The sequence below is a fragment of the Arthrobacter sp. 9AX genome (assembly GCF_902506095.1).
Lineage (GTDB): Bacteria > Actinomycetota > Actinomycetes > Actinomycetales > Micrococcaceae > Arthrobacter.
Genome location: NZ_LR733293.1, coordinates 1,955,942 through 1,978,915 on the forward strand (window position 1 = coordinate 1,955,942; position 22,974 = coordinate 1,978,915).

15 protein-coding genes are annotated in these 22,974 nt (G+C 67.3%); 10 read left to right on the plus strand and 5 right to left on the minus strand.

What is annotated here, in order from left to right; translation table 11 throughout:
- The first annotated feature begins 94 nt into the window (after window positions 1–94).
- Both BACI348_RS08920 and BACI348_RS08925 read left to right on the plus strand, forming a co-directional pair.
- Window positions 95–1,411: a DUF4192 domain-containing protein gene (locus BACI348_RS08920; RefSeq protein WP_159825040.1), complete on the plus strand. Its 1,317-nt coding sequence runs from the start codon at window positions 95–97 to the stop codon at window positions 1,409–1,411.
- 309 nt (window positions 1,412–1,720) lie between these two features.
- Window positions 1,721–3,031 carry an RNA polymerase sigma factor gene (locus tag BACI348_RS08925; protein WP_159825042.1) on the plus strand — a complete coding sequence of 437 codons (1,311 nt, stop codon included), beginning with the start codon at window positions 1,721–1,723 and terminating at the stop codon, window positions 3,029–3,031.
- A gap of 173 nt (window positions 3,032–3,204) precedes the next feature.
- Here BACI348_RS08925 and BACI348_RS08930 read toward each other — a convergent pair whose 3' ends face one another.
- Window positions 3,205–3,426 carry a DUF7455 domain-containing protein gene (locus BACI348_RS08930; RefSeq protein ID WP_159825044.1) on the minus strand — a complete coding sequence of 74 codons (222 nt, stop codon included), beginning with the start codon at window positions 3,424–3,426 and terminating at the stop codon, window positions 3,205–3,207.
- Between the two features lie 255 nt (window positions 3,427–3,681).
- On the opposite strand from BACI348_RS08930, the gene BACI348_RS08935 reads away from it, so the two are divergent.
- On the plus strand, window positions 3,682–5,790 hold the full coding sequence (locus tag BACI348_RS08935; protein WP_159825046.1) for a DNA gyrase/topoisomerase IV subunit B: 2,109 nt from the start codon (window positions 3,682–3,684) through the stop codon (window positions 5,788–5,790).
- A 79-nt stretch (window positions 5,791–5,869) separates the two neighbouring features.
- Here BACI348_RS08935 and BACI348_RS08940 read toward each other — a convergent pair whose 3' ends face one another.
- Together BACI348_RS08940 and BACI348_RS08945 are read right to left on the minus strand one after the other, a co-directional pair.
- Entirely contained in the window at window positions 5,870–6,862 is a 993-nt protein-coding gene (locus tag BACI348_RS08940) for a M56 family metallopeptidase (protein ID WP_159825048.1), read from the minus strand.
- Window positions 6,863–6,868: 6 nt separating this feature from the next.
- On the minus strand, window positions 6,869–7,255 hold the full coding sequence (locus BACI348_RS08945; protein WP_159825050.1) for a BlaI/MecI/CopY family transcriptional regulator: 387 nt from the start codon (window positions 7,253–7,255) through the stop codon (window positions 6,869–6,871).
- A 271-nt stretch (window positions 7,256–7,526) separates the two neighbouring features.
- On the opposite strand from BACI348_RS08945, the gene BACI348_RS08950 reads away from it, so the two are divergent.
- The 3 genes from BACI348_RS08950 to cydD are packed head-to-tail and all read left to right on the plus strand — an operon-like array spanning window position 7,527 to window position 13,676.
- Window positions 7,527–9,131, plus strand: coding sequence for a cytochrome ubiquinol oxidase subunit I (locus tag BACI348_RS08950; protein ID WP_159829954.1), 1,605 nt, complete (start codon window positions 7,527–7,529; stop codon window positions 9,129–9,131).
- A 23-nt stretch (window positions 9,132–9,154) separates the two neighbouring features.
- Complete coding sequence (gene cydB, locus BACI348_RS08955) at window positions 9,155–10,204, plus strand: cytochrome d ubiquinol oxidase subunit II (protein ID WP_159825052.1); 1,050 nt, start codon at window positions 9,155–9,157, stop codon at window positions 10,202–10,204.
- Window position 10,205: 1 nt separating this feature from the next.
- Window positions 10,206–13,676 carry a thiol reductant ABC exporter subunit CydD gene (gene cydD / locus BACI348_RS08960; protein WP_159825054.1) on the plus strand — a complete coding sequence of 1,157 codons (3,471 nt, stop codon included), beginning with the start codon at window positions 10,206–10,208 and terminating at the stop codon, window positions 13,674–13,676.
- Here cydD and BACI348_RS08965 read toward each other — a convergent pair.
- Together BACI348_RS08965 and BACI348_RS08970 are read right to left on the minus strand one after the other, a co-directional pair.
- Entirely contained in the window at window positions 13,658–14,176 is a 519-nt protein-coding gene (locus tag BACI348_RS08965) for a DinB family protein (RefSeq protein WP_159825056.1), read from the minus strand. The two genes, cydD and BACI348_RS08965, sit on opposite strands and share 19 nt — an antisense overlap.
- Before the next feature lie 9 nt (window positions 14,177–14,185).
- On the minus strand, window positions 14,186–16,693 hold the full coding sequence (locus BACI348_RS08970; protein WP_159825058.1) for a DNA gyrase/topoisomerase IV subunit A: 2,508 nt from the start codon (window positions 16,691–16,693) through the stop codon (window positions 14,186–14,188).
- A gap of 76 nt (window positions 16,694–16,769) precedes the next feature.
- Between BACI348_RS08970 and BACI348_RS08975 the strand changes: the two genes are divergently transcribed.
- From BACI348_RS08975 to BACI348_RS08990, 4 genes are read left to right on the plus strand one after another with little or no spacing between them, the layout of a single operon-like run.
- Window positions 16,770–19,454 (plus strand): bifunctional acetate--CoA ligase family protein/GNAT family N-acetyltransferase, encoded by a 2,685-nt coding sequence (locus BACI348_RS08975; RefSeq protein WP_159825060.1) that lies wholly within the window; start codon window positions 16,770–16,772, stop codon window positions 19,452–19,454.
- 57 nt (window positions 19,455–19,511) lie between these two features.
- Window positions 19,512–20,255: a DUF5998 family protein gene (locus tag BACI348_RS08980; protein ID WP_159825062.1), complete on the plus strand. Its 744-nt coding sequence runs from the start codon at window positions 19,512–19,514 to the stop codon at window positions 20,253–20,255.
- Window positions 20,255–21,487 (plus strand): alkaline phosphatase family protein, encoded by a 1,233-nt coding sequence (locus BACI348_RS08985; protein WP_159825064.1) that lies wholly within the window; start codon window positions 20,255–20,257, stop codon window positions 21,485–21,487. The genes BACI348_RS08980 and BACI348_RS08985 overlap by 1 nt, the downstream gene beginning before the upstream one ends.
- On the plus strand, window positions 21,480–22,229 hold the full coding sequence (locus BACI348_RS08990; RefSeq protein ID WP_159825066.1) for a thymidine kinase: 750 nt from the start codon (window positions 21,480–21,482) through the stop codon (window positions 22,227–22,229). The genes BACI348_RS08985 and BACI348_RS08990 overlap by 8 nt, the downstream gene beginning before the upstream one ends.
- Window positions 22,230–22,974 lie beyond the last annotated feature (745 nt).

A 22,974-nucleotide genomic window follows, 5' to 3' on the forward strand; every position in this document is an offset into this window, starting at 1 on the left:
TGTTCCAGGGGATTGGACAGATGCCGGCCACCCGGTTTCCACATAGCCGAGGCTGGCGCTTTTGACCGGGTGCCCGCAGGCGAATGCTGGAGCCATGACACCTCCAGAACGCCTGACAGTCCGCGGCCCGGAAGACATCCTGGGCTTCATTCCCCATTCGCTGGGATACTGGCCGGCCAACAGCCTCGTCGCCATGACCCTGCAGGGCAAACGGCTGGGGGCCACCCTGCGGCTGGATCTCCCAGGCCCCGGGGCCCTGGCGGACGCTGGCGCCTTCGCCGGAACGGTCTGCGGTTACCTGGAGGCTGATGAGCATGCCGACGGTACCCTGCTGGCGCTCTTCAGCAACAACGGCTGGCTGTCCGGGCCAGGCTGCCACGGCGGATTGCTGTCCGGGCTGCAAGCGGCCCTGTGCGGAGCCGGCATGCCCGTCAAAGAAGCCTGGTATGTGGGTGACCGCTACTGGCGGCACGCGTGGTGTGCCTACCCCTCGTGCTGCCCGGTGCCGGGCCGTCCTGTGCAGCAGATCCGGGACAGCCTGCTCAGTACCGAGATGGTGTACCGGGGCAGCAGCGTGGGGCCGCCTCCCGAAGCACGGCCCGCGCCGGTGCCTGTGCCGGCAGCCCATCGCGCAGCGGTGCTGGAGGCCGAGGCTGTGTGGTGGGCCCAGTTGGAACTTCGGCGGAGCAGCCGTCCTCAGTTTGAGGCGGTGCTGCGGCAATGGGAAGCGATGCTGGCCCGGCCCGCCCACCTCGTGCAGCCGTCCGTACACCGGGAAGCCTTCCTCAGGGCCACGCTGCTGGTGCCCGCCTGGCGCGACGCCCTCCTGGTGATGGCTGCCGCCGGCAAATCGGCGGCATCGGCGGGCGCCGAAGAGTTCGGGACCTTCGGCGGTGACGCCGGATTGCGGCCCCTGGAGCCGGCAGCGGACGATGCACAGCAGGGAAGCGTGCCGGCCGGGGCGGACACGACCGGCGCTCCCTCCCATGCCATGCAGGCCGTGGACATGCAGGCTGTGGACATCAAGGGCATCGGCATGTCCGATGTCCCCGGCGGAAGCCTGCTGATGTCCGCCGGCGGGCAGGGAACCCCGGGCTACGGGGACGTATTGATGGGCAACGGGCCGGCAGTCCCGCAGTGGCAGACGATGGAAGCCCTCGACGCCGTCCTGGGACAACTGGCCCTCCTGGGCGGAGCGCCTGCAGCGGCGGCGTTAACGGGAAGGGGCTGGATCGCCTGGAGCCGCGGGAGAGGTTCGTATGCGGCGGCATACCTCAGTGAGGCCCTGGAGGTTGAGCCCGGCTACCGGCTGGCGGAACTGCTGCTTGAGATGGTCCGCCGCGGCGCTGTGTGCGGGTGGGCGTCACGGAAGGAGGCCGCCTGGCAGAAGTTCCGGCCGGACGTTGCCTGAAAGGCAGTGGCCGGGACACCTGAAGGTTGAGGCACCAGGGCTGCCGCCGGGGCACTTCAACGCCGAGCTGGCGGACCGCGGGGAGGTCCTATTCGGGGAAACGTGAGACAATGGTTGCCGAGACCCGGTTGGGTCCGTGTATCGAGTGCTTGTAGCTGGTCCTTCCGGGGAACATTACAGCCGCTCCGGCAGTTCTACTTATAGACTCTGCCGGCCGTGGTGGCGCTTGGTTTCCACCACGGACTTGACAGGGTCATAGTGGTGTTGCCCGTATGGCGATTCCACAGACCACCGCTAGAAAGGTTTTCTGTGACCCCGTCTTCCACGAAGAAGGACCCCGCCGCCCAGGACGAACTGTCCGCCGAGGAGAAGCAGGCTGCAACAAGCGCCAAGCGGGCCGCCACTCGGGCAGCCAACAAGGCCTCTGCCGGTGAAGCTGGTGCGGACGGCAAGCGTGAGCCCAAAAAGCGCGGCCCCAAGCCCGGTGCCAAGGCTGCTGCCGCGGCTGCCGGCAAGTCGGCGTCCGACGCCGACGATGACGAAGTAGAAGACGTCGAAGAGGACCTTGACGTCCTCGAAGGGCCCGACGTCGTCGAAGAAGACGCCGAGGCTGATCCCGTCAAGGGAGCAGCCGGCTCGGGCAAGGGCTTCGTCTACTCTGATGCTGACGACGACGACGCACCTGTCCAGCAGGTCATGTCCGCCGGCGCTACCGCCGACCCCGTCAAGGACTACCTGAAGCAGATCGGTAAAGTTGCGCTGCTCAACGCCGAGCAGGAAGTGGACCTTGCGCTCCGGATCGAAGCCGGACTGTTTGCCGAAGAGAAGATCAACGCAGACGACGGCTCCATGGACCCGAAGTACAAGCGCGAGCTTGAGTTCATCATTCATGACGGAAAGCGCGCCAAGAACCACCTGCTCGAGGCCAACCTTCGCCTGGTGGTATCGCTCGCCAAGCGCTACACCGGACGCGGCATGCTGTTCCTGGACCTGATCCAGGAAGGCAACCTCGGCCTCATCCGCGCTGTGGAGAAGTTCGACTACACCAAGGGCTTCAAGTTCTCCACGTACGCCACCTGGTGGATCCGCCAGGCGATCACCCGCGCCATGGCCGACCAGGCCCGCACCATCCGTATTCCGGTGCACATGGTTGAGGTCATCAACAAGCTGGCACGTGTCCAGCGGCAGATGCTGCAGGACCTCGGCCGCGAACCCACGCCGGAAGAGTTGGCCCTCGAACTGGACATGACGCCCGAAAAGGTGGTCGAGGTCCAGAAGTACGGCCGCGAGCCCATCTCGCTGCACACGCCCCTGGGCGAGGATGGCGACTCGGAGTTCGGTGACCTGATCGAGGATTCCGAAGCCGTGGTCCCGGCCGACGCCGTGAGCTTCACGCTCCTGCAGGAACAGCTCCACTCGGTGCTGGACACCCTGTCCGAGCGTGAGGCAGGCGTGGTGGCCATGCGGTTCGGCCTGACCGACGGACAGCCGAAGACTTTAGACGAAATCGGCAAGGTCTACGGCGTCACGCGTGAGCGCATCCGCCAGATCGAGTCCAAGACCATGTCCAAGCTGCGCCACCCCTCGCGGTCGCAGGTGCTGCGGGACTACCTGGACTAGAACAAGGAAGCATGACAAAGCGGCCCGCCGGCTGCGGTGCCCCAAAGGGTGCTGCGGCCGGCGGGCCGCTTTGCTTGATACGGTCATTGGCCCCTATGCATGGCTTCCGAAACACGGCTTAAACGAAGGGGGACCCCGCCTTCCGGCGGGGTCCCCACAGCTTCGGTGTGCTGCTAGTCGATTTCTACGGTTGCTTTCTCGTGAAGCTTCCCCGTCTCATCGTGCCAGTCCGAGCTCAACGGCTTGAGCGTCGCTTCAACTGCACGTGCGTGGTGGCCGCAGAACAGCAGCTCACCGCCGGAGGACTCCAGTACAACCCGGACATATGCCTGGGCTCCGCAACGATCGCACCGGTCGAGTGCGTTGAGTGTGCGGTCTGCCACTGCTGTTGTCATGTCGGCCTCCTTAGTAGATCTGTACGTCTATATAACCAGTATTCGTAACAAAACCATCGCAAGGATGGGGCAAGTTCGCTGTCCGCGTAGCCGCAAGAGTCCGTCAAGATCTCCGCAGCACCCGCTAAAAAGCCCGAAGTGGCGCGGCGCACAGGCCACCCCACGTGTGGCAGTCGGCGCTCCGCGGCCCGGCCGACTACCCTAGGAAGAGCGATTCCCAGCCCGCTGTCCCGTCCCTGAAGGAGTTCATCACCGGTGGCACCAAGTTCTGATTACACTGCCCGGCACCTGTCTGTACTGGAGGGCCTCGAAGCCGTCCGCAAGCGCCCCGGCATGTACATCGGCTCCACCGATTCCCGCGGGTTGATGCACTGCCTCTGGGAAATCATCGACAACTCCGTTGACGAGGCACTGGCCGGCTTCGGCCACGACATCAAGATCATCCTCCACGCCGACAACTCCGTGGAGATCCACGACGACGGCCGCGGCATCCCCATCGACAAGGAACCGAAGACCGGACTCACCGGTGTCGAAGTGGTCTTCACCAAACTCCACGCCGGCGGCAAGTTCGGCGGCGGCTCCTACACGGCCTCGGGCGGCCTCCACGGCGTCGGCGCGTCCGTAGTTAATGCGCTGTCCTCCCGGCTCGACGTCGAAGTGGACCGCGGCGGCAAGACCTACAAGATGTCCTTCCGACGGGGCGAACCCGGGCGCTTCAAGGACCTTGGTTCGAAAATCGACCCCGCCGCAGATTTCACCCCGTTTGTGGACGACTCCGTGCTGGACGTGGTGGGCAAGGCCAAGCGCGGCGTCACCGGCACCCGGATCCGCTACTGGGCTGACCGGCAGATCTTCACCCCGGACGCGAAGTTCTCCTACGACGAACTTGCCGCCCGCGCCCGGCAGACGTCCTTCCTGGTGCCCGGCCTCAAACTGACGGTGCGCGACGAGCGGAAGGCCCCGGGCACGCCCGGCGAATCCGGCCCCCACGAGGAGGTCTTCCACCACGACGGCGGCATCTCCGAGTTCGTTGAGTTCCTTGCTGCCGATCCCGCGGTCACCGACGTCTGGCGGCTGCACGGTTCGGGGAAGTTCAAGGAGACCGTCCCTGTACTGGATGAGCGCGGGCACAGCCAGCTCGCCGAGGTGGAGCGCGACTGTGAGGTGGATGTAGCCCTGCGCTGGGGGATTGGCTACGACAGCACCGTCCGGAGCTTTGTGAACATCATCTCCACGCCCAAGGGCGGTACACACCAGTCCGGTTTCGAGCAGGCACTGGTCAAGACCTTCCGGAAAGCCGTGGAGACCAACGCCCGCAAGCTGAAGGCCGGCAACGACAAGATCGAGAAGGACGACATCTTCGCCGGCCTCACCGCCGTGCTGACAGTGCGCCTGGCCGAACCGCAATTCGAAGGCCAGACCAAGGAAATCCTGGGCACCTCCGCCGTGCGCGCCATTGTGTCCAAGGTGGTGGAGCGCGAAATCACTGCGAAGATCAATTCCACCAACAAGAACGACAAGTCGCAGTCCGCCCTGCTCCTGGAAAAAATCGTCAACGAGATGAAATCCCGCATCTCGGCCCGGGTGCACAAGGAAACCCAGCGGCGCAAGAACGCGCTGGAAACTTCCTCGATGCCCACCAAGCTTGCCGACTGCCGCACGGACGACGTCGAACGTTCCGAACTGTTCATCGTGGAAGGCGACTCGGCGCTGGGAACCGCCAAGCTGGCCCGCTCCTCCGACTTCCAGGCTCTCCTGCCGATCCGCGGCAAGATCCTCAACGTCCAGAAGGCCTCGGTGGGGGACATGCTCTCCAACGCCGAATGCGCCGCCCTCATCCAGGTGGTGGGCGCGGGTTCCGGCCGCAGCTTCGACATCAGCGCAGCCCGCTACGGCAAGGTCATCCTGATGACGGACGCCGACGTGGACGGCGCGCACATCCGCACGCTGCTCCTGACCCTCTTCTTCCGCTACATGCGGCCCATGATCGAAGAAGGCCGGGTCTTCGCCGCTGTCCCCCCGCTGCACCGGGTGGAGGTCATCAACGCCGGCCAGAAGGCCAACGAGATGATCTACACCTACTCGGAAGCCGAGCTGCACGTGCTCCTGGCCCGGCTGGCCCAGGAGGGCAAGCGGTACAAGGAGCCCATCCAGCGCTACAAGGGCTTGGGTGAGATGGACGCCGAACAGCTGGCGGAGACCACCATGGACCCGCGGCACCGCACCCTCCGCAAGGTGGGCATTGAGAACGCCAAGCAGGCGGAGGAGATTTTCGACCTGCTGATGGGCTCCGACGTCTCGCCCCGCAAGGACTTTATTATCGCAGGCGCCTCCAGCCTGGACCGGGAGCGCATCGACGCCTGACGGCGTGCCTGCAGCCTCGCCAAGGGGGCGTGGCCGGGAAGCGGGACGTACGACGGCGGGACTCTTCCGGGCGGGATTCCTACCCGAGCAGGCCCGGCACCACCAGCAGGGCGGTGGGGAGCGCCAGCAGGAGCACGCAGCCGGCGAGCACCAGGCTGCGGACCGGGGCAGGCAGCTGTGGCTGCGGCGAAAGCAGCCGGCTGACGCGGGACGCTGTGGTGCGGGCCGAATCTGCGCCTGCAGTGCCGGCTGTGGAGTCAAGCCCTGCCAACGACAGACTGGTCTGGCCGGGCTGGAGGCCGGCATCGGCCGGGGTCCTGGCCGATCCGCTGGCCACGATGGCGATGGCCTTGATGAGCGTAGCCTTGCTTTCAGTCTTGAGAGCGACGTCGTCGGCCAGCATCTCGATCAGGGAGTTGACGGACTCCTGTGCCAGGCGGGTGGTGGGAAGCCAGGGGAGGGCCTGCCGCCAGGCGGCGAATGCCCACAACAGCAGGTGGTGCCGCTGGCTCAGGTGCGCATTTTCGTGGATCAGCACGGCGCGGAGCTCGGCCGGTTCCAAGGCGGCCATCAGGCCATCGGACAGCACGGTCACGGAGCGGGCTCCGCCGGGAAGGCAGTAGGCCACGGGCGAATCATGGCTGATGACAAGCGTCCCGGCCCCCTCGGCAGACGGTGAGGCAAGGAGCCCCAGAAGCTCCCGGTGCCGCCGCCGCTGGCGCTCGATCTTGTAGTAGGTCAGCAGCAGGGTGAATACCAGGTGGGCGGTCAGCAGCGCCGCGGCGGACAGGGCGAAGATATGCCAGAAACCGAGGTCGGTGGTGGGCGCGTTGAAGAGCACCATCCCCGCAAGCGCCCGCAGGCCGGCGAGCAGGTTGTCGCCGACTGGCTCCAGGCCATACACAAGCATGGCACCGATCATCGACAAGCCACCGGCGAGTGCGATGGCCTGCCAGAGCACCATGGCCGTAAACGGGGACCGGGCGGGCCACTTCGCACGCGAAAGCAGGATAGGCACCGGCCACGCCAGGACTATCGCAAAGACCGCCAGCAGGTACGAGGCCCAGAACATGGTCCGCTAGATGTGGCCAAGCAGTTTGCGCAGGGTCTCGGCTTCACCTTCGGAAACGGAACCAATGAAGCGTGCCAGCACGGCCTCGCGGTCCGGTGCCGAGCCCAATACTTCGTGCATCAGTTCGGCGGTGTGGTCCTCGCGGCTGGATACTGCCTGGTAGCGGTGCGGACGGGTGCCGCGTTCCCGCTCCACCAGGCCCTTCTTCTCCAGCCGGGACAGGACGGTAAGCACGGTGGTAACGGCCAGTTCCTTGCCCTCGTGGCCGGCCGTGCCGTCCTGGCCGGCCGACGTCTGCGCGAGCCGGTCCCGCAGGGTGTTCGCGGTGGCTGCTTCATGGCCCGCCCAGAGCAGATCCATCACTGCCCGTTCCAGTTCACCAAGACTAGCCATTGCACTTTTCCTTTGTTTCCCCGCACCGCTGCCATGGACAGGCGGTGACATCATGCGATTACCTACTACTACAGATCCAATTTACCCCGATTCCCCTTCACTTTCTACATTGGGTAGAACACGCGCGGGTCACGCCCTGCGGCAGGTGTCGAGGGGACTGCGGCGCGTTTTTACACCGCCGCTGGCATTGTTCTACACTTTGTAGAAGTTAGAATTTCTACAGAACGTAGAAAAACCTGCCCGGCTCACAGTAGGGACCGCCATGGACGCTTTGGACGCTCTGGAAATCGCACGCTGGCAATTCGGCATTACCACGGTCTACCACTTCATGATGGTCCCGCTGACCATCGGCCTGGGCTTGGTGGTTGCCGTGATCCAGACCCTCTGGCACCGCACGGGAAAGCCCGAATACCTGCGGATGACCAAGTTCTGGGGCAAGCTCTTCCTGATCAACTTCATCATGGGCGTGGCCACGGGCATCGTCCAGGAGTTCCAGTTCGGCATGGCGTGGAGCGAGTACAGCCGGTTTGTTGGTGATGTCTTCGGAGCCCCGCTGGCACTGGAGGCATTGCTCGCCTTCTTTGTGGAGTCGACCTTCCTGGGCCTGTGGATCTTCGGCTGGAAGCAGCTCAAGCCGGCCATCCACCTGGCCTGCCTCTGGATCGCCGTGATCGGCTCCGTGTTCTCTGCCTACTTCATCATCGTGGCCAACAGCTGGATGCAGCACCCCGTGGGCGTCGAGATGATCGACGGCCGGCCGGTGATGACCGATGCCTGGGCAGTCTTCACCAACAACACCGCCCTCGTGGCCGTGCCGCACACGCTCTTCGGCGCCCTCGCCGTGGCCGGCGGCTTCCTGCTTGGCATCGCCTGGTACCACCTCTGGCGCAGGCGGCGCGACGGCGTGGACACCGTGGGTGCCGACGGCAGGGTTATCCCGGGTGAAGCAGCAGGCATCCCCGGCCGCGACCGGAACGACCACAAGGTGTGGCTCCGGTCCCTGCGGATCGGCGCTGTGGTGGCCATGATCTCCTTCGCCGGAACCGCGCTCACCGGCGACCTCCAGGGCAAGCTGATGTTTGAACAGCAGCCCATGAAAATGGCGGCCGCCGAAGCTGCCTGCCACGACGGCACCGGCTTCTCCGTCCTGAGCATCGGAAACATCGGCTCGCAGAACTGCGACGACATCGTGGCCCTGATCGAAGTTCCCGGCATCCTCTCCTACCTCGCCAAGGGTGACTTCACCACCGAGGTCCAGGGTGTCAACAGCCTGCTGCCCGAGTACAAGGAGAAGTACGGCACCCACCTGCCGGACAACCCGATCTACGGCGAGCGGGCCGGCCAGGAAATCGACTACCTTCCGGTCATGGAGGTCACCTACTGGGGCTTCCGCATGATGATCGGCTTCGGCGGCCTCGCTGCCCTGGCGGCGCTGGTGGCCCTCTGGCTCGCCCGCAAGGGAACCGTGCCGGAGTCCCGGTGGCTGATGCGCCTTGCCGTCCTCGGGATCCTCGCCCCGTTCGGTGCCAACGCGGCCGGCTGGATCTTCACCGAGATGGGCCGCCAGCCGTTTGTGGTGGCGCCGAACCCGGACCCCAGCGGCATCGACCAGGTGTTTATGTTCACGGCCGCAGCGGTGTCGCCCGGTGTCTCCGCCGGCGAACTGTTGACATCGCTGGTCACGCTGACGGCCATCTACGCCATGCTGCTGGTGGTGGAGGTCAAGCTGCTGGTCAAGTACATCCGGGGCGGTGTGGTGTCCGCGATGCCGGAGCTGGTAAATGCCCCGGTGGACGAAAACGAAGACGCCACCCCCGGCCCCGGCGGGCAGGGCGGCGGCAAACCCGCCGACGACGTCCTGGCCTTCGCCTACTAAGCCGAGCACAGAGGATACAAATAATGGAACTGCTGCCAACCATCTGGTTCATCGCCATTGCAGTGCTCTGGACCGGGTACCTTTTCCTGGAGGGCTTTGACCTGGGCGTAGGCATGCTGATGAAGCTGTTCGCCCGCAACAACACCGAACGCCGGGTCCTGCTCAACACCGTGGGCCCGGTGTGGGACGGCAACGAGGTGTGGCTCCTGACCGCCGGCGGTGCCACCTTTGCCGCCTTCCCGCTCTGGTACGCCTCGCTGTTCTCCGCCCTCTACCTGCCGCTGCTGGTGGTCCTGGTGGCGCTCATCTTCCGTGCCGTAGCCTTCGAGTACCGCGGCAAGGTGGACACTGAGCAGTGGCGGGCCCGCTGGGACTGGGCCATCGCCCTGGGGTCCTTCTTCGCCGCCTTCGGCGTGGGTGCGGCCCTTGCCCTCACCACCACGGGCCTGCCGCTGAACGCCAACGGCGACCGCGAGGGCGGCCCCTTCGCGTGGTTCAACGGCTACGCGGTGCTGGGCGGACTCGCCGTCGTCGGTTTCTCGCTGGTGCACGCCCTGGCTTTCCTCGCATTGAAGACCGACGGCGAGGTGCGGCACCGTGCCCGGCAATGGTTTGTCCGCCTGCTGCCCGTTATGCTCCTGCCCATTGCGGCGTGGGCGCTGACTGTCCAGTTCCTTGCAGGAAAGCCCTGGACCTGGACGCTGGTAGTGCTGGCCGTCGCTGCGGCCGTGGCCGCCTGGGTGCTGGCCCGCAGGGGCGCGGAAGGGAAGGCGTTTTCGGCCCTCGGAGCTTTCCTGGCCCTCGGTTCTGCGTCGATCTTCGGCGCGGTGTTCCCGGTGGTTCTGCCGTCCACGCTGAACGAGGCCTTCGACCTCACCATCTCCAACGCCTCATCCTCTGACTACACCCTGGGCCTGATGAGCGTTGTGGCTGCCTTCGGGCTCCCGCTGGTCATCGCCTACCAGGCGTGGACCTACTGGGTCTTCCGGAAGCGAGTCAGTGCCGCGCACATTCCGGAAGCCCACAGCTTCCTGCCGGCAATCGCCGCCAAGGCTTTCACCAACAAGGGCTGACATGCGTCCCACTTTCCCGTCCGGCCCGGCTACCCGTTCCGCCATCTACTGGCTGGGACTCCTCGCAGCCCTCAAGGCCTTGTCCCTGGTTCTGATCGGCCAGGCGGTGGCGTCGGTCCTCGCCGGGCTGGTGGCGGGAAACCCCGGGTGGGCCGAGCAAATTGCCGCAGGCATGGCCGGGGTGGTCCTGCGGTCCCTGACCGTATGGGGGCAGGCTGTGGCAGCGCGCCGGGCCGCACTGGGCATCAAGGAGGAACTGCGTGCCGGGCTGCTGGAAAGGGCGCTGCGCAACGGTGTCCGGGGGACAGGGCCGGCCGACGGCGGACTGGCCGTGCTGGCCACCCGTGGCCTGGATGCGCTGGACAGCTACTACACGCAGTTCCTTCCCGCGCTGGTGAACTGCGCGGCGATCCCCCTGCTGGTGGGTGCGCGGATCCTTTTGGCAGACTGGGTTTCCGCCGTGGTCATCGTGCTGACCGTTCCGTTGGTCCCGCTGTTTATGGTGCTGATTGGGCGGTACACCGAGGACAACGTCCGGGAAGCCCAGGCCTCCCTCGCCCGGCTGTCCACCCACATGCTCGAACTCGCCAAGGGGCTTCCCGTGCTGGTGGGCCTGGGACGTGCCACCGCCCAGCGGAAAGCGCTCGAGGAGATCTCGGAGGAATACCGGTCCCGCACCATGGGCACCTTGCGGACCGCGTTCCTCTCCGCACTGGCGCTTGAACTGATCGCCACCATCTCCGTGGCAGTGGTGGCCGTGTTCATCGGCGTGCGGCTGGTGCACGGGGACATGCCACTGGAAGCCGGCCTCCTGGCCCTCATCCTGGCGCCCGACTGCTACCTGCCGCTGCGCGAACTCGGCACCGCACACCACGCCAGCGACGACGGGAGGGTGGCACTCGCCGAAACCACTGCCGTCACCGGATCGCCCGAGCCGCAGCCGCTTCCGGCGGTCAGGGCCGGAAGGCCCGGCGCCCCCATTACCGTCACCGGCCTCACCGTGAGCTACGACGGAAGGCCGCAGCCCGCCGTCGGCCCGCTCACCTTCACGGCGCCGCAGAGCCGGATCACTGCACTGGACGGGCCCAGCGGCGCCGGCAAGAGCACGGTCCTGGGCGTCCTCGCGGGGACCATCGGGGATGGCTCGGGAACTACGGTCAGCGGCAGCATCACCGGCCTGGACCGCCAGGACATCGCGTGGGTCCCGCAGCACCCGGTGATGGTGGCGGATACAGTCCTCGACGAGATCGTGCTCTACCTGTCCGGCGGCGCGGGCAGCGGGACCAACCGTCCCGCGCGCCATGCCGCCGAGGAGGCCGCCACGACCTGCCTGGCCCGTGCGGCAGCCGGCCACCTGGCGGCGAAGCACCCCGCCGAACTGAGCCCCGGTGAACTGCGGCGCGTGGCAATCGCCCGCGGGCTGGCCCGGATCGAGTCCGGTGCCAGCGTCCTGCTGCTGGATGAGCCCACGGCGCACCTGGATGACGAATCAGCGATGCTGGTGGAAGGGACCATCAGGAATCTCCGAGGACAGGTGACCGTTATCCTGGTCGCCCACGAGGAGCGGACCCGCGCGCTCGCGGAACATCTGGTGCCGGTCGGGGGGCATGGCCTGACGGCGCCTGTCACGGGCAAACCGGACAGCATCCATCCGGCAGCCGGGCCGCCCGGTGCCGTCTCTGCTCCCGGGGTGGACTACGCGGACGCTGCTGCGGTTCCGTCCGCCGCTGCCGCGGCAGGCGGCAACGCCCAGCCCGGCGCAGTGCGGCTGCTGAGCGCACTCCTGGCGCCCGTTCGGGGCAAGTTCGCAGCCGCGGCCGTGGTGGGCACCCTGGCGGCCGTCTTCGCCGTCGCGCTGTCCGGCCTGTCCGGCTGGCTGATCATCCGTGCCGCCGAACAGCCGCCTATCCTTTACCTGCTGACAGCGATCGTGGGCGTGCGGTTCTTCGGGATCGGCCGGGCGGTGCTGCGGTATTGTGAGCGCCTGCTGCTGCACGACGCCGTGTTCGCCGCGCTGACGCGGCTGCGCGGTCGGCTCTGGGCGTCGCTCAGCCGGCGGGCGCTGCCGCTGCGTCGCCTCCTGCAGGGCGGAAACGTGCTGGGAACGGTGGTTGACGACGTCGATACCGTCCGCGACCTCCTGCCGCGCGTTGTCCTGCCGCCGGTCACGGCCCTGGCGGTTTCTGTGTTGGCAGTGGCCGCCACGGCGCTGCTGGTGCCGGCCGCGCTGGCGGCCGTGCTGGCCGCCAGCGTGGTGAGTCTCCTGCTTGCTCCGGCAATTGCCCTGTGGGGCGACCGACGGTCTGCCACCGCTGAGCAGCTCCTCCGGTCCGGCGTCCTGCGCCGGATTGCCGCAGCCCTGGACGCCCGCGCTGAACTGCATGCGAACGGCGCCGCCTCCCGCGTCCTGGATGACCTGCGGGCACAGGACCGGCGCGCCACCAGGGCTTCCCGGCGTTCAGCCTGGGCCGACGGCCTGGGCCAGGCCGTCACCACTGCTGCCTGCGCTGCCGCAGCCTTGGGGGCTGCCTGGCTTGCGGGCCCGGCAGTGCTCGCGGGCCGGCTCGCCCCGGAAACCGCGGCCGTCGTTGTCCTGCTGCTCCTCTCGCTGGTGGAACCTTTCGCGGCGATGACGACGGCGGTGCGCCAGTTCCCGGCGCTGCGTTCGGTGATGCGGCGGGTCGCCCGGTCCGGGGCCCTGGAGGACGCGCCCGGCAGGGGCGACGGCGATGGGCTGCAGACGGTGCCTGGGCGCCCGGGCGGCCTTCCCGGCGTCGAACTGGCGGGCCTGTCCGCGGCATGGCCCGGTGGGGCACCCGTGTTTGCCGGTCTGGACGCCGTGGCCGAACCGGGGCGGTGGCTGGCGGTGACCGGCCCGTCGGGGTCGGGCAAGTCCACCCTGCTGTCAGTCCTGCTGGGCTTTCTTCCCGTTGCTGCCGGGCGGATCGGTGTGACCGGCAGGGCCGCATGGTGCCCGCAGGAGGCTCACCTGTTCGATTCGACGATCCGCGGGAACCTCCTGCTGGGCAGGCCCGGCAACGCACGGTCCGGCGACGGGCAACAGGGTGACGGCACCCCACAGGATGACGCCGCGCTGCTGGACGTGCTCGCCTCGGTGGGCCTCACGGCGCTCCTGGAACGGTTGCCCGCAGGCCTGGATACCCGGATCGGGCCGGGCGGGGCGTTCCTGAGCGGCGGCGAACGCCAGCGCCTCGCTGTGGCCCGCACACTGATGACCGGAGCTGAGGTGATCCTCCTCGATGAGCCCACCGCGCACCTGGATGCGGAATCGGCGCGGGCCATGCTGGCAGACCTGAGACGGGGCCTGCGCCACCGCACCGTGGTGCTGGTGACGCACAACCCGGCCGATATCCGGCCGGAGGATGCCCGCCTGGTGCTCGCGGCGGGCTTAGCCGAGGACGGCGGAAACCTGGTGGTGTCCTCTGCGGGGGATCAGCCGTCCACGTCGTGAAGGTGGTGGACTACATCGTGCAGGAAGTACTGGGACAGGGTCAGGACCGTAAACTCCGAGCCGTTGCTGCGCAGTCCTTTACGGCCCCAGTCGGACTCCCGGACGGCGGCAAAGGACTCCGCCGCCTGCTTCCCTTCAGCCGCGAGTTCGGCGCTGACAACAGCCGGGTCGGCGTTGGCGTAGTCCTTGTCGATGGCCGTCTGGTCCTGGTCCCAATTCTGGAACCGGGCGGCGTCTGAATCGAGCATGAGGTTCAGCCGCTGGTCGAACAGGCTGAACACATCCCGGACGTGGCAGGCGTACTCCAGCGCGGACCACGTCTGCTCGTTCGGACGCTCCGCCGCGTCAGGGCGGCGCAGCACCGAGCGCCAGCGCGGCAGCATGTTCTCAATGCTCCCCGGGACCGTGGACGGTGTCACGGTCGAGGCATCAAACGAGCATTCCGGGCACGGACGGGTCAGGACCCAGGTCCAGTCCTTATCATCAGGAACGATAGGCATGGCAGCAGTCTAAGCGGGATCCGGCCAGGCCATGGCAGGGCCCACCACATCCACGGGCTGTGACAGCGGGACACCCGACCCGTCGCGCCGGCCGTGTTCCTGCGGCAGGGACCGCGCCACCCCGGCAGCCGAAGCCGCCTTCGCCGGGCCGTGGCCGGCCCAGGCCAGCAGGAGGGTGTCCTCGCCCTTCAGGAACCGGTGCGCCCGGACACCCGCGGTTGCGCGGCCCTTCGCCGGATACTCCGCGAAGGCGGTCACCTTGGCCGTGCCCGGGGCAGTTCCCGGAAGGGCCCCGGTGGTGCCGGCGATGGTGACCACCACGGCGGCCTCGTCCTTGGGCTGGATGGCGCCGAAGAACAGGACCCTGTCATCCGCAGCGAGCTTGATGCCGGCCATGCCGCCGGCCGTGCGCCCTTGGGGCCGCACACTGGCGGCAGCGAACTTCAGCAACTGGGCCTGGCTGGTCAGGAACACCAGTTCAGCGTCGTCCTCGCCTGCAGGCGCCACGCCCACGATGAAGTCCTTGTCCTTCAGCGAAATGACCTCCCAGTCCTCGCGGTTCAGCGGGTAGTCGGGCTGGACCCGCTTCACCACACCCTGGGCCGTGCCGACGGCCAGGACCTCGTCCAGCCGGACGAACGCCACCAGCGCTTCGCCCTTCTGCAGGGTGATGAAGTCCTTCGCCGGGACGCCCCCGGCAAGGTTGGGCAGTCCCGAGACCGGCGGAAGGACGGGCATATCCATCACCTGCAGGCGCAGCATACGTCCCAGGGATGTGACGGCGGCGATCTCGCCCCGCGCCGACGTCTTCACCACCGAGGTGAATACATCGTGCTTGCCACGGGGGCCGGCTTCGGCGAGCGGCTCCTGGTTGCTGGTGCGCGCGATTTGGCCGGAGGCGGTGAGGATTGCCCAGCAGGGATCATCGGCAATTTCCAGGGCCAGCGGCACGGCCTTGCCCTTTTTGCCCGGGGCAGCCAGTTCGGCGGCCACCGTGGGGGAGACGGCCTCGGATTCGAGCAGGATGGTGCGGCGCGGGGTGCCGTGCTGCTCGGCAATGGCGGCCAGTTCGTCCGAAACCAGGGTGCGCAGCCGTTCGTCCGAGGCCAGGATGGCCTCAAGCTCAGCGATCTCGCGGCGCAGCTCGTCCTGTTCCTTCTCCAGCTCGATGCGGGAATACTTGGTCAGCTGCCGGAGCCGCAGCTCCAGGATGTAGTTCGCCTGGATCTCGGTGAGGTCGTAGATGGACATCAACCGTTCACGCGCCGCGGCGGCCTCATCCGAGGACCGGATGATCTGGATGACCTCGTCGATGTCCACAATGGCGATCAGGAGCCCCTCCACCAGGTGCAGGCGGTCCTTCTTCTTTCCCAGGCGGTATACGGTACGCCGGCGCACCACGTCGATCCGGTGGTTCACGTACACGGTCAGCAGCTGCACCAGGCCAAGGGTTTGCGGCTGGCCGTCCACGAGGGTCACGTTGTTGATGCCGAAGGAATCTTCCATCGGCGAGTAGCGGTAGAGCTGCTGGAGCACCGCGTTGGGGTTGAAGCCGTTCTTGAGTTCGATGACCAGCCGCAGCCCGTGCTTGCGGTCCGTCAGGTCGACGATGTCGCTGATGCCGGTCAGCTTCTTGGCGTTGACGGCGTCCTTGATCTTTTCGATGACCTTTTCCGGACCCACCATGTAGGGGAGTTCGGTCACCACCAGGCCGGTCCGGCGGGCCGAGAGCTGCTCGACCTCCACCTTGGCCCGCGTCTTGAAGGAACCGCGTCCGGTGGCGTACGCATCGCGGATGCCGTCCAGCCCTACGATCCGGCCGCCGCTGGGCAGGTCCGGGCCGGGCACGAAGCGCATGAGGTCTTCGAGCGTGGCATCCGGGTTGGCAATGAGGTGCCGGGCGGCGGAGATGACTTCCACGAGGTTGTGCGGGGCCATGTTGGTGGCCATGCCGACGGCGATGCCCGTGGCGCCGTTGACCAGCAGGTTGGGGAACGCCGCGGGCAGGACCTCCGGCTGGGTCAGCTGGTTGTCGTAGTTGGGGACAAAGTCCACCACGTCCTCATCGAGGTGGTCGGTGAGGGTCAGGGCGGCGGCCGCCATCCGGGCCTCGGTGTACCGCGGGGCGGCCGGGCCGTCGTCGAGCGAGCCGAAGTTGCCGTGCCCGTCAATCAGCGGCAGCCGCAGCGAGAAATCCTGGGCCATGCGCACCATGGCGTCGTAGATGGCCGTATCGCCGTGCGGGTGCAACTTTCCCATGACCTCGCCCACCACGCGGGCGCTCTTGACGTGCCCGCGGTCCGGGCGCAGGCCCATGTCGCTCATCATGTAGAGGATGCGCCGCTGCACGGGTTTGAGCCCGTCCCGGGCGTCAGGGAGCGCCCGGGAGTAGATCACCGAATACGCGTACTCCAGGAAGGAGCCCTCCATCTCGGAGGTGACATCGATGTCCACGATGTTCTCCGTGTAGGGCGTGCTGTCTTCCACAGCGGGGGTGGAACTTTGGCGGCGTGCCATGGGGTTTGGTAGATCCTTCTGGTACTGAGCAGCGGAAAACAGGAGTGCTGCGGGAGTTTTTGGCTAGGCTAACCCTATGGTGGATCAGCCCGGGGACGGCGAATATCCGGAACATTGGGAAGCCGATGTCGTACTGCGCGACGGCGGAACAGCCCACCTGAGGCCAATCCATCCTACCGACGCCGACGCCGTCCAGGCCTTCCACATCGGGCAGTCGCAGGATTCAATCTACATGCGCTTCTTCGCGTTCAAAGCCAGGTTGTCCAGCAAGGAGCTCAAGCGCTTCACCGAGGTCGACTACAAAGACCGGGTGGCTTTTGTGATCACCATCCGCGGCGAAATCGTTGGCATCGGGCGGTATGACCGGCTGGATGACCCCGCCGAGGCCGAGGTGGCGTTCAACATTGCCGACTCCCACCAGGGGCGGGGGATCGGCTCCATCCTGCTCGAACACCTGGCCGCCGCGGCCCACGAAAACGGGATCCGGCGGTTCAGCGCCGAGGTTTTGCCGGAGAACCGGAAGATGCTCACGGTCTTCTCCGAGGCCGGTTACGATGTCCGGCGGCACTTCGACGACGGCGTCATCAGCCTCGAGTTCAACATCGACCCCACGGAGAAATCGCGGGCGGTGATGGAGTCCCGCGAGCACCGCGCCGAGGCGAGGAGCGTGCGGGACTTGCTGACGCCGTCGTCAATTGCCGTGATCGGTGCCAGCCGCAAATGGGGAACCGTGGGCTACCAGCTGCTGGAGCACATCATCGAAGGCGGGTTCCTCGGCCCGGTGTACGCCATCAACCCCGAGGCGCTGGAACTTGCCGGCATGCTGTCCTTCGGCAAGCTGTCCGAAGTCCCGGAGCCGGTCCAGCTCGCCGTGGTGGCCGTACCCTACGAGGAAGTCCCCGCCGTGGTGGCCGACTGTGCAGCGGCGGGCGTCAGGGGGCTGGTTGTCGCCTCCGCAGGCTTCGCGGACGACGGCGAACGCGGCCTTCAGCGCCAGCGGGACCTTGTGCGCCAGGCACGGGCGAGCGGCATGCGGGTGATCGGGCCCGCGTCGCTGGGCATCGTGAACACTAATCCGGACGTTTCCCTGAACGCCTCCATGGCGCCTGCGTTGCCCCTGCGCGGGGGCCTGGGCCTGTTCAGCCAGTCGGCGGCCATCGGCGTCTCCCTGTATGCGGCGTCCAGCCGCCGCCGGCTGGGGCTTTCCACGTTCCTGTCCGCGGGGAACCGGGCGGACGTCTCGGGCAACGACATGATGCAGTACTGGGAGGACGATCCCGATACCGCCGCCGTCGGCCTTTACCTCGAATCGATCGGCAACCCGCGCAAGTTCTCGCGGCTGGCCCGCCGGCTCGCACGGACCCGGCCGGTGATTGTGGCGAAGTCCGACGCCATGGGGCTGCGCCTCCCGCCAGGGCATGCCGTCCGGACAACCCAGGCACCGGCCGGGGCGCTGGACGCCATGCTTCGCCAGTCCGGCGTGATCCGGGTGGAAACCATCGAGCAGCTGACGGACGTCGCGCAGGTGGTGTCCGGCCAGCCCCTTCCTGCGGGGCCGGGGCTGGCGATCTTCAGCAACTCCCAGGCGCTGGGCAAGGTGGTGGCGGACAGCGCGTCGTCCCAAGGACTCACTGTTGAGCAGTTGGTGACGGGTGTGGACCTCGACGCCGGACAGTCGGTCGCGCTGCCTGCCCTGCGGGCCGGCCTGCTCAAGACGCTGGAGCAGGACGCCGTCCACGCCGCGGTGGCGGCCCTGCTTCCGGCGCGGGGGCTGACGGTGGACAGCATTGCCGAAGTATTGGCCGAATGCTCAGCAACGTCCGGGAAGCCCGTGGTGGCTGCCTTCACCGGCATCCTCGATGCCTCCATCCAGGTGGAGGGCATGGTGGGTCCGCCCGGACGCGCCGTCCCCTGCTTCTCCAATCCAGGTGCTGCGGTGGCTGCGCTCGCGGCTGTTGCCCGGTACTCGGAATGGGTGTCCCGCGACCAGGGCCACTTTGTTGAGCCCGAAGGCTGCAGCCCGGAACTGGCGCGGACCGAACTCGAAGGCCTCCTGCGCGATGTCAGGGGCGAGCAACTCAAACGGCTGGACCCTGCTGCTGCGGCGTCCCTGCTGGGCCATTACGGCATCAAGGTGCTGCCGTCCGTGGGCTTCGACACTCCGGATGAGGCGGTTGAGGCGGCCGGGACCCTGGGCTGGCCGGTGGTCCTGAAGACCACGGACCCGGCCCTGCGGCACCGGCTGGACCTGGGGGGCGTGCGCCTGGACATCCAGGATGCGGAGTCGCTGCGCCAGAACGTGCTGCAGATGCGGCGGGTCCTTTCCAACTACGGCGACCCCGCACTGGAGGTGCAGAGCATGGCACCCGTCGGCCAGGCCTGCACGTTCCGGGCCATCGAGGATCCGCTGCTCGGCCCCGTGATCTCGTTCGGGCTCGCGGGGGACGCCGTGAACCTGCTGGATGACTGGTCACACCGGGTGCCGCCGCTGTCCGCCGCGGACGTGGACGATTTCATCCGGGGCCCGAGGGCTTCCCGCAAGCTGTTCGGCTACCAGGGCCTGCCGCCGGTGGACGTCGGAGCCCTGAAGGACCTGGCCGGCAGGCTTGCCTGGCTGAAGGACAACCACCCCGAGATCGCCCTGGTGGAATTCAACCCTGTCCTGTGCGGGACTACGGGTGTGACGATCCTTGCCGCGGACGTCAGGATCGGCAACCCCGCCAAGCGGACGGACAGCGCGCGCCGGGCCATGTTGGGCTGATGCCGTTGAGCGGGCGCGCGGTTAGCAAGAGTCGGGCCGATCTGTGAAAATGGGGTAATGAGCTCACAGCCTCCCGCTTCGGCGCCCGAAACGCCCGGCAACGAAACCCAGGCAGTCCGCCACCACAGCTCACACAGCCACACCGCACAAGGCCAGAGCCTGGAAGGTGCCCTGCAGAAGGCCGGCTTCTACCCCGTCCTTGTAGCGGACGTGGTGGACGACGCCCTGGATGGCCGCGACTGCGTGGCACACCTGGTGCACCTGGAAACCCACTTTGACCGCGCCGAAGTCCGCCGCCACATCACGGTGCTGGTGCTGACCGCGGACATGCTGGTCATCACCCATGTGGACGACCAGCAGCTGGATGAAGCCGGCGAACAGATCGTGGCCCAGATCTCTACCGAATCCGTTCCCGTGGCCCAGATCCGTTCCGTGGTGCTCAGCTACATGTACTCGCAGCCCCAGAATTACAAGCCCTCGGACCCCGTCCGCGAAGTGACACTGTCCATCGCCTGGTCCGGCGGCCAGCGGCTGGACATGGGGCCGGCCAGCTGCGGCGACCCGCAGTGCGAAGCGGACCACGGCTACAGCGGCACCATCGCCCAGGAGGACATCGTGCTCCGGATCAGCGCCGAAGCTGACGGATTGCAGGCAGTCCAGGACGCCAAACTCTTTGCCCGGGCGCTGCGCGCGGTGAACACCGGTTCGCCGGCCCCGCAGCCGCACGTCCAGTCCATGCCGCCGCGGCCGCGTGCCGGTGTGTTCGGCAACCGCCTCAGCCGCGGGCACCAGCAGCGCTGATGCCCAAAGACCGCCAGCACCCAGGCATCGTTCCACCCGCCCGGTCCGGCCTCGAGTTTGCTATGCCGGGTGCTCCCGCGTACGGGCAGCGCTCCATCGCCGAGGTTCTTACCAGCGCAGCTGCCGGCATGGGCCTGGAGGGGTTCGCCAACACCCTTCGCCTTCCGGCTGCCTCTCGTGTCTGCGTGGTCCTCGCGGACGGCCTCGGCCGGAACCTGCTGAAGCAGAAATCCGCACACACGCCGTTCCTGCGCTCAGTGATCCAGTCCGGGCAGGGAGAGGTCCCGGTCTGGCTGGATTCGGCCTTTCCGTCCACTACCGCAGCAGCGCTGTCCAGCTTCGGCACAGGACTGGCGCCCGGGCAGCACGGCATGGTGGGTTACGACGTCCTGGATCCGCGGCAGGACAAGGTGGTCAACCTGCTGGGAAGCTGGGATCCGGGCGTGGATCCGGCCGACTGGCAGCCGTTCCCCACAGTGCTGGAACGCGCCGCTGAGCACGCGGATGTCACCACTGTCAGCCTGCCGCAGTTCGCCGGTTCGCCCATGACCCGCGCCGCGCTTCGGGGCGGCCGGCATATCTCCGGAACCACGTCACACGCCCGGACGGCGGCCGCCGCCGAGGCCATGGCGTCCGCCGGCCCGTCCCTGATGTACTTCTACGTCAACGAACTGGACAAGGCAGGGCACCGGTACGGCTGCCAGTCCGAGCAGTGGGAACACCAGCTTGAAGAGCTCGATGCCACCGTGAAGCGGCTGAACAACAGCCTCCCCGCCGGCACCACCATCCTGCTGACGGCGGACCACGGCATGCTGGACGTCCCCGAGCAGCAGCGGATCGACTACGCCGCCGAACCTGCGCTGGTGGAAGGCGTGCGCCACACGGCTGGAGAACCGCGGATGGTCCACCTGTACCTGGAAAACGGAACCGGGCCGGACGTGCGGGACAGGCTGCTTGCCGCCTGGCGGGCACGTTTCGGTGACCGGATCTGGGCGTTCACGAGGGAGGATGCCATCATGGCGGGACTCTTCGGGGAAGTGCGTCCCGCCGTCGAAGGCCGGATTGGTGACGTGATGATCGCCGCCCGGGCGCCGCTGGCGCTGTACGACACCCGCCGCGTCCGCCCTGCCGCCATGGAAGTGGTGGGCCAGCACGGGTCGTTGACCAAGGCAGAGCGGGAGGTCCCGCTGCTCTGCTTCACTGCCGGCGGCAGGAGCTCCCGGCGTGGCTGAACTCGTCTTTTTCTCCGGCACCATGGACTGTGGAAAGTCCACCCTCGCCCTGCAGATGGATCACAACCACCGGGCCAGGGGACGCGGCGGCGTACGGTTCAGCCGGAACGACCGCGCCGGCGAATCGCGCATCTCCAGCCGCCTGGGCCTGCAGACGGACGCCGTGGAGGTGCTGGACAGCACGGACTTCTGGGACGAAGTGATGGTGCGCCGCACCCAGGGACAGCGCATCGACTACCTGATCTGTGACGAAGCCCAGTTCTACACGCCCGAGCAGGTGGAGCAGCTGGCGAAAGTAGTGGATGAGATCGACGTGGACGTCTTCGCGTTTGGTATCACCGCGGACTTCCGCACACGCCTCTTTCCGGGCTCCCAGCGGCTCGTGGAGCTGGCGGACCGGGTGCAGGTCCTGCAGGTGGAGGCACTGTGCTGGTGCGGCCGCCGTGCCACCCACAATGCCAGGACGGTCGACGGCGTGATGGTCACCGAAGGCGCACAGGTGGTGGTGGGGGACGTGGACATGGCCGTGGACCCTGCAGCCGGAACGCCTGCCGCGGACCACGTCCCCGTTGTTGGGTATGAAACGCTGTGCCGCCGGCATTACATGCGCCGCGTGACCGCCCACGGAGCCACGTTGATGGCCCAGCAGGACCCGTTGCTGCCGTTCGAGGTGGATGCCTGCCTGTGGCGCGGTTCAGGGGCGACCGGGGCTCCAGGGGCAGCCGGGGCTTCCGAGGCTTAGCAGGGCGGGCGCAACGCCACCAATACAGGTCCGTCATGCGGCTTATTCAGGTCAGCACCTCAAGGGTGCGCCAACGGGGTCGTTCCGCCCGCTTTGCCTGTCCTGTCCCCACAAGTGCTGCAAAATCCAATGGCGGCCCCCGTTCGCCCAGGCCCGGCTGGCCGGGCCTCCCCAGTTCCCTTGAGGATGGGGGTGCGGAGACCGGCACCGCGGCGTGGCGCAGCTCGTCGCCCCTGGCCCGTAAGACGGCGATTTCCGGGCGTCGAAGATCGCCGTTAACCGCCATCTCGCAGGGTGGAGCGGTCCTGCCCCCTAGATTGTCAGACCCCCTTGTGATGATTGTTTTATGGGGAAAGCGGCGGTGGTGAAGGCGAGGAGTGATATCAGGGCTGCTCTTGCCGTGCTTCATGCCGAGGTGGTTGAGCGTGGTTCGGTGCCGTTTTCGGAGGTTGATCCGTTGGCGGGGCTGGGGGATGGGTGCCTGGATATTCTTGCGGTGGCGCGTGAGGCGGAGGCCGGGTTCGCGGGGTTGAAGGCCCGGGCTGCCGCGGCGTACGCCGCTAACTCTTGCTGATCCACATCAGTCGCCATGGGATCCATGGTTCCGCTCATGATCAGTCCTCCCCGCCAGGCGACGCCCGGCGTGTCAGGCCAACCCTGAATCCACCGTTATTCAGACACTCCCGACGGGCGCACCCACCGGGTGTCGGGGTTGGACGGGCGCACCCACCGGGTTTTCGAGTGG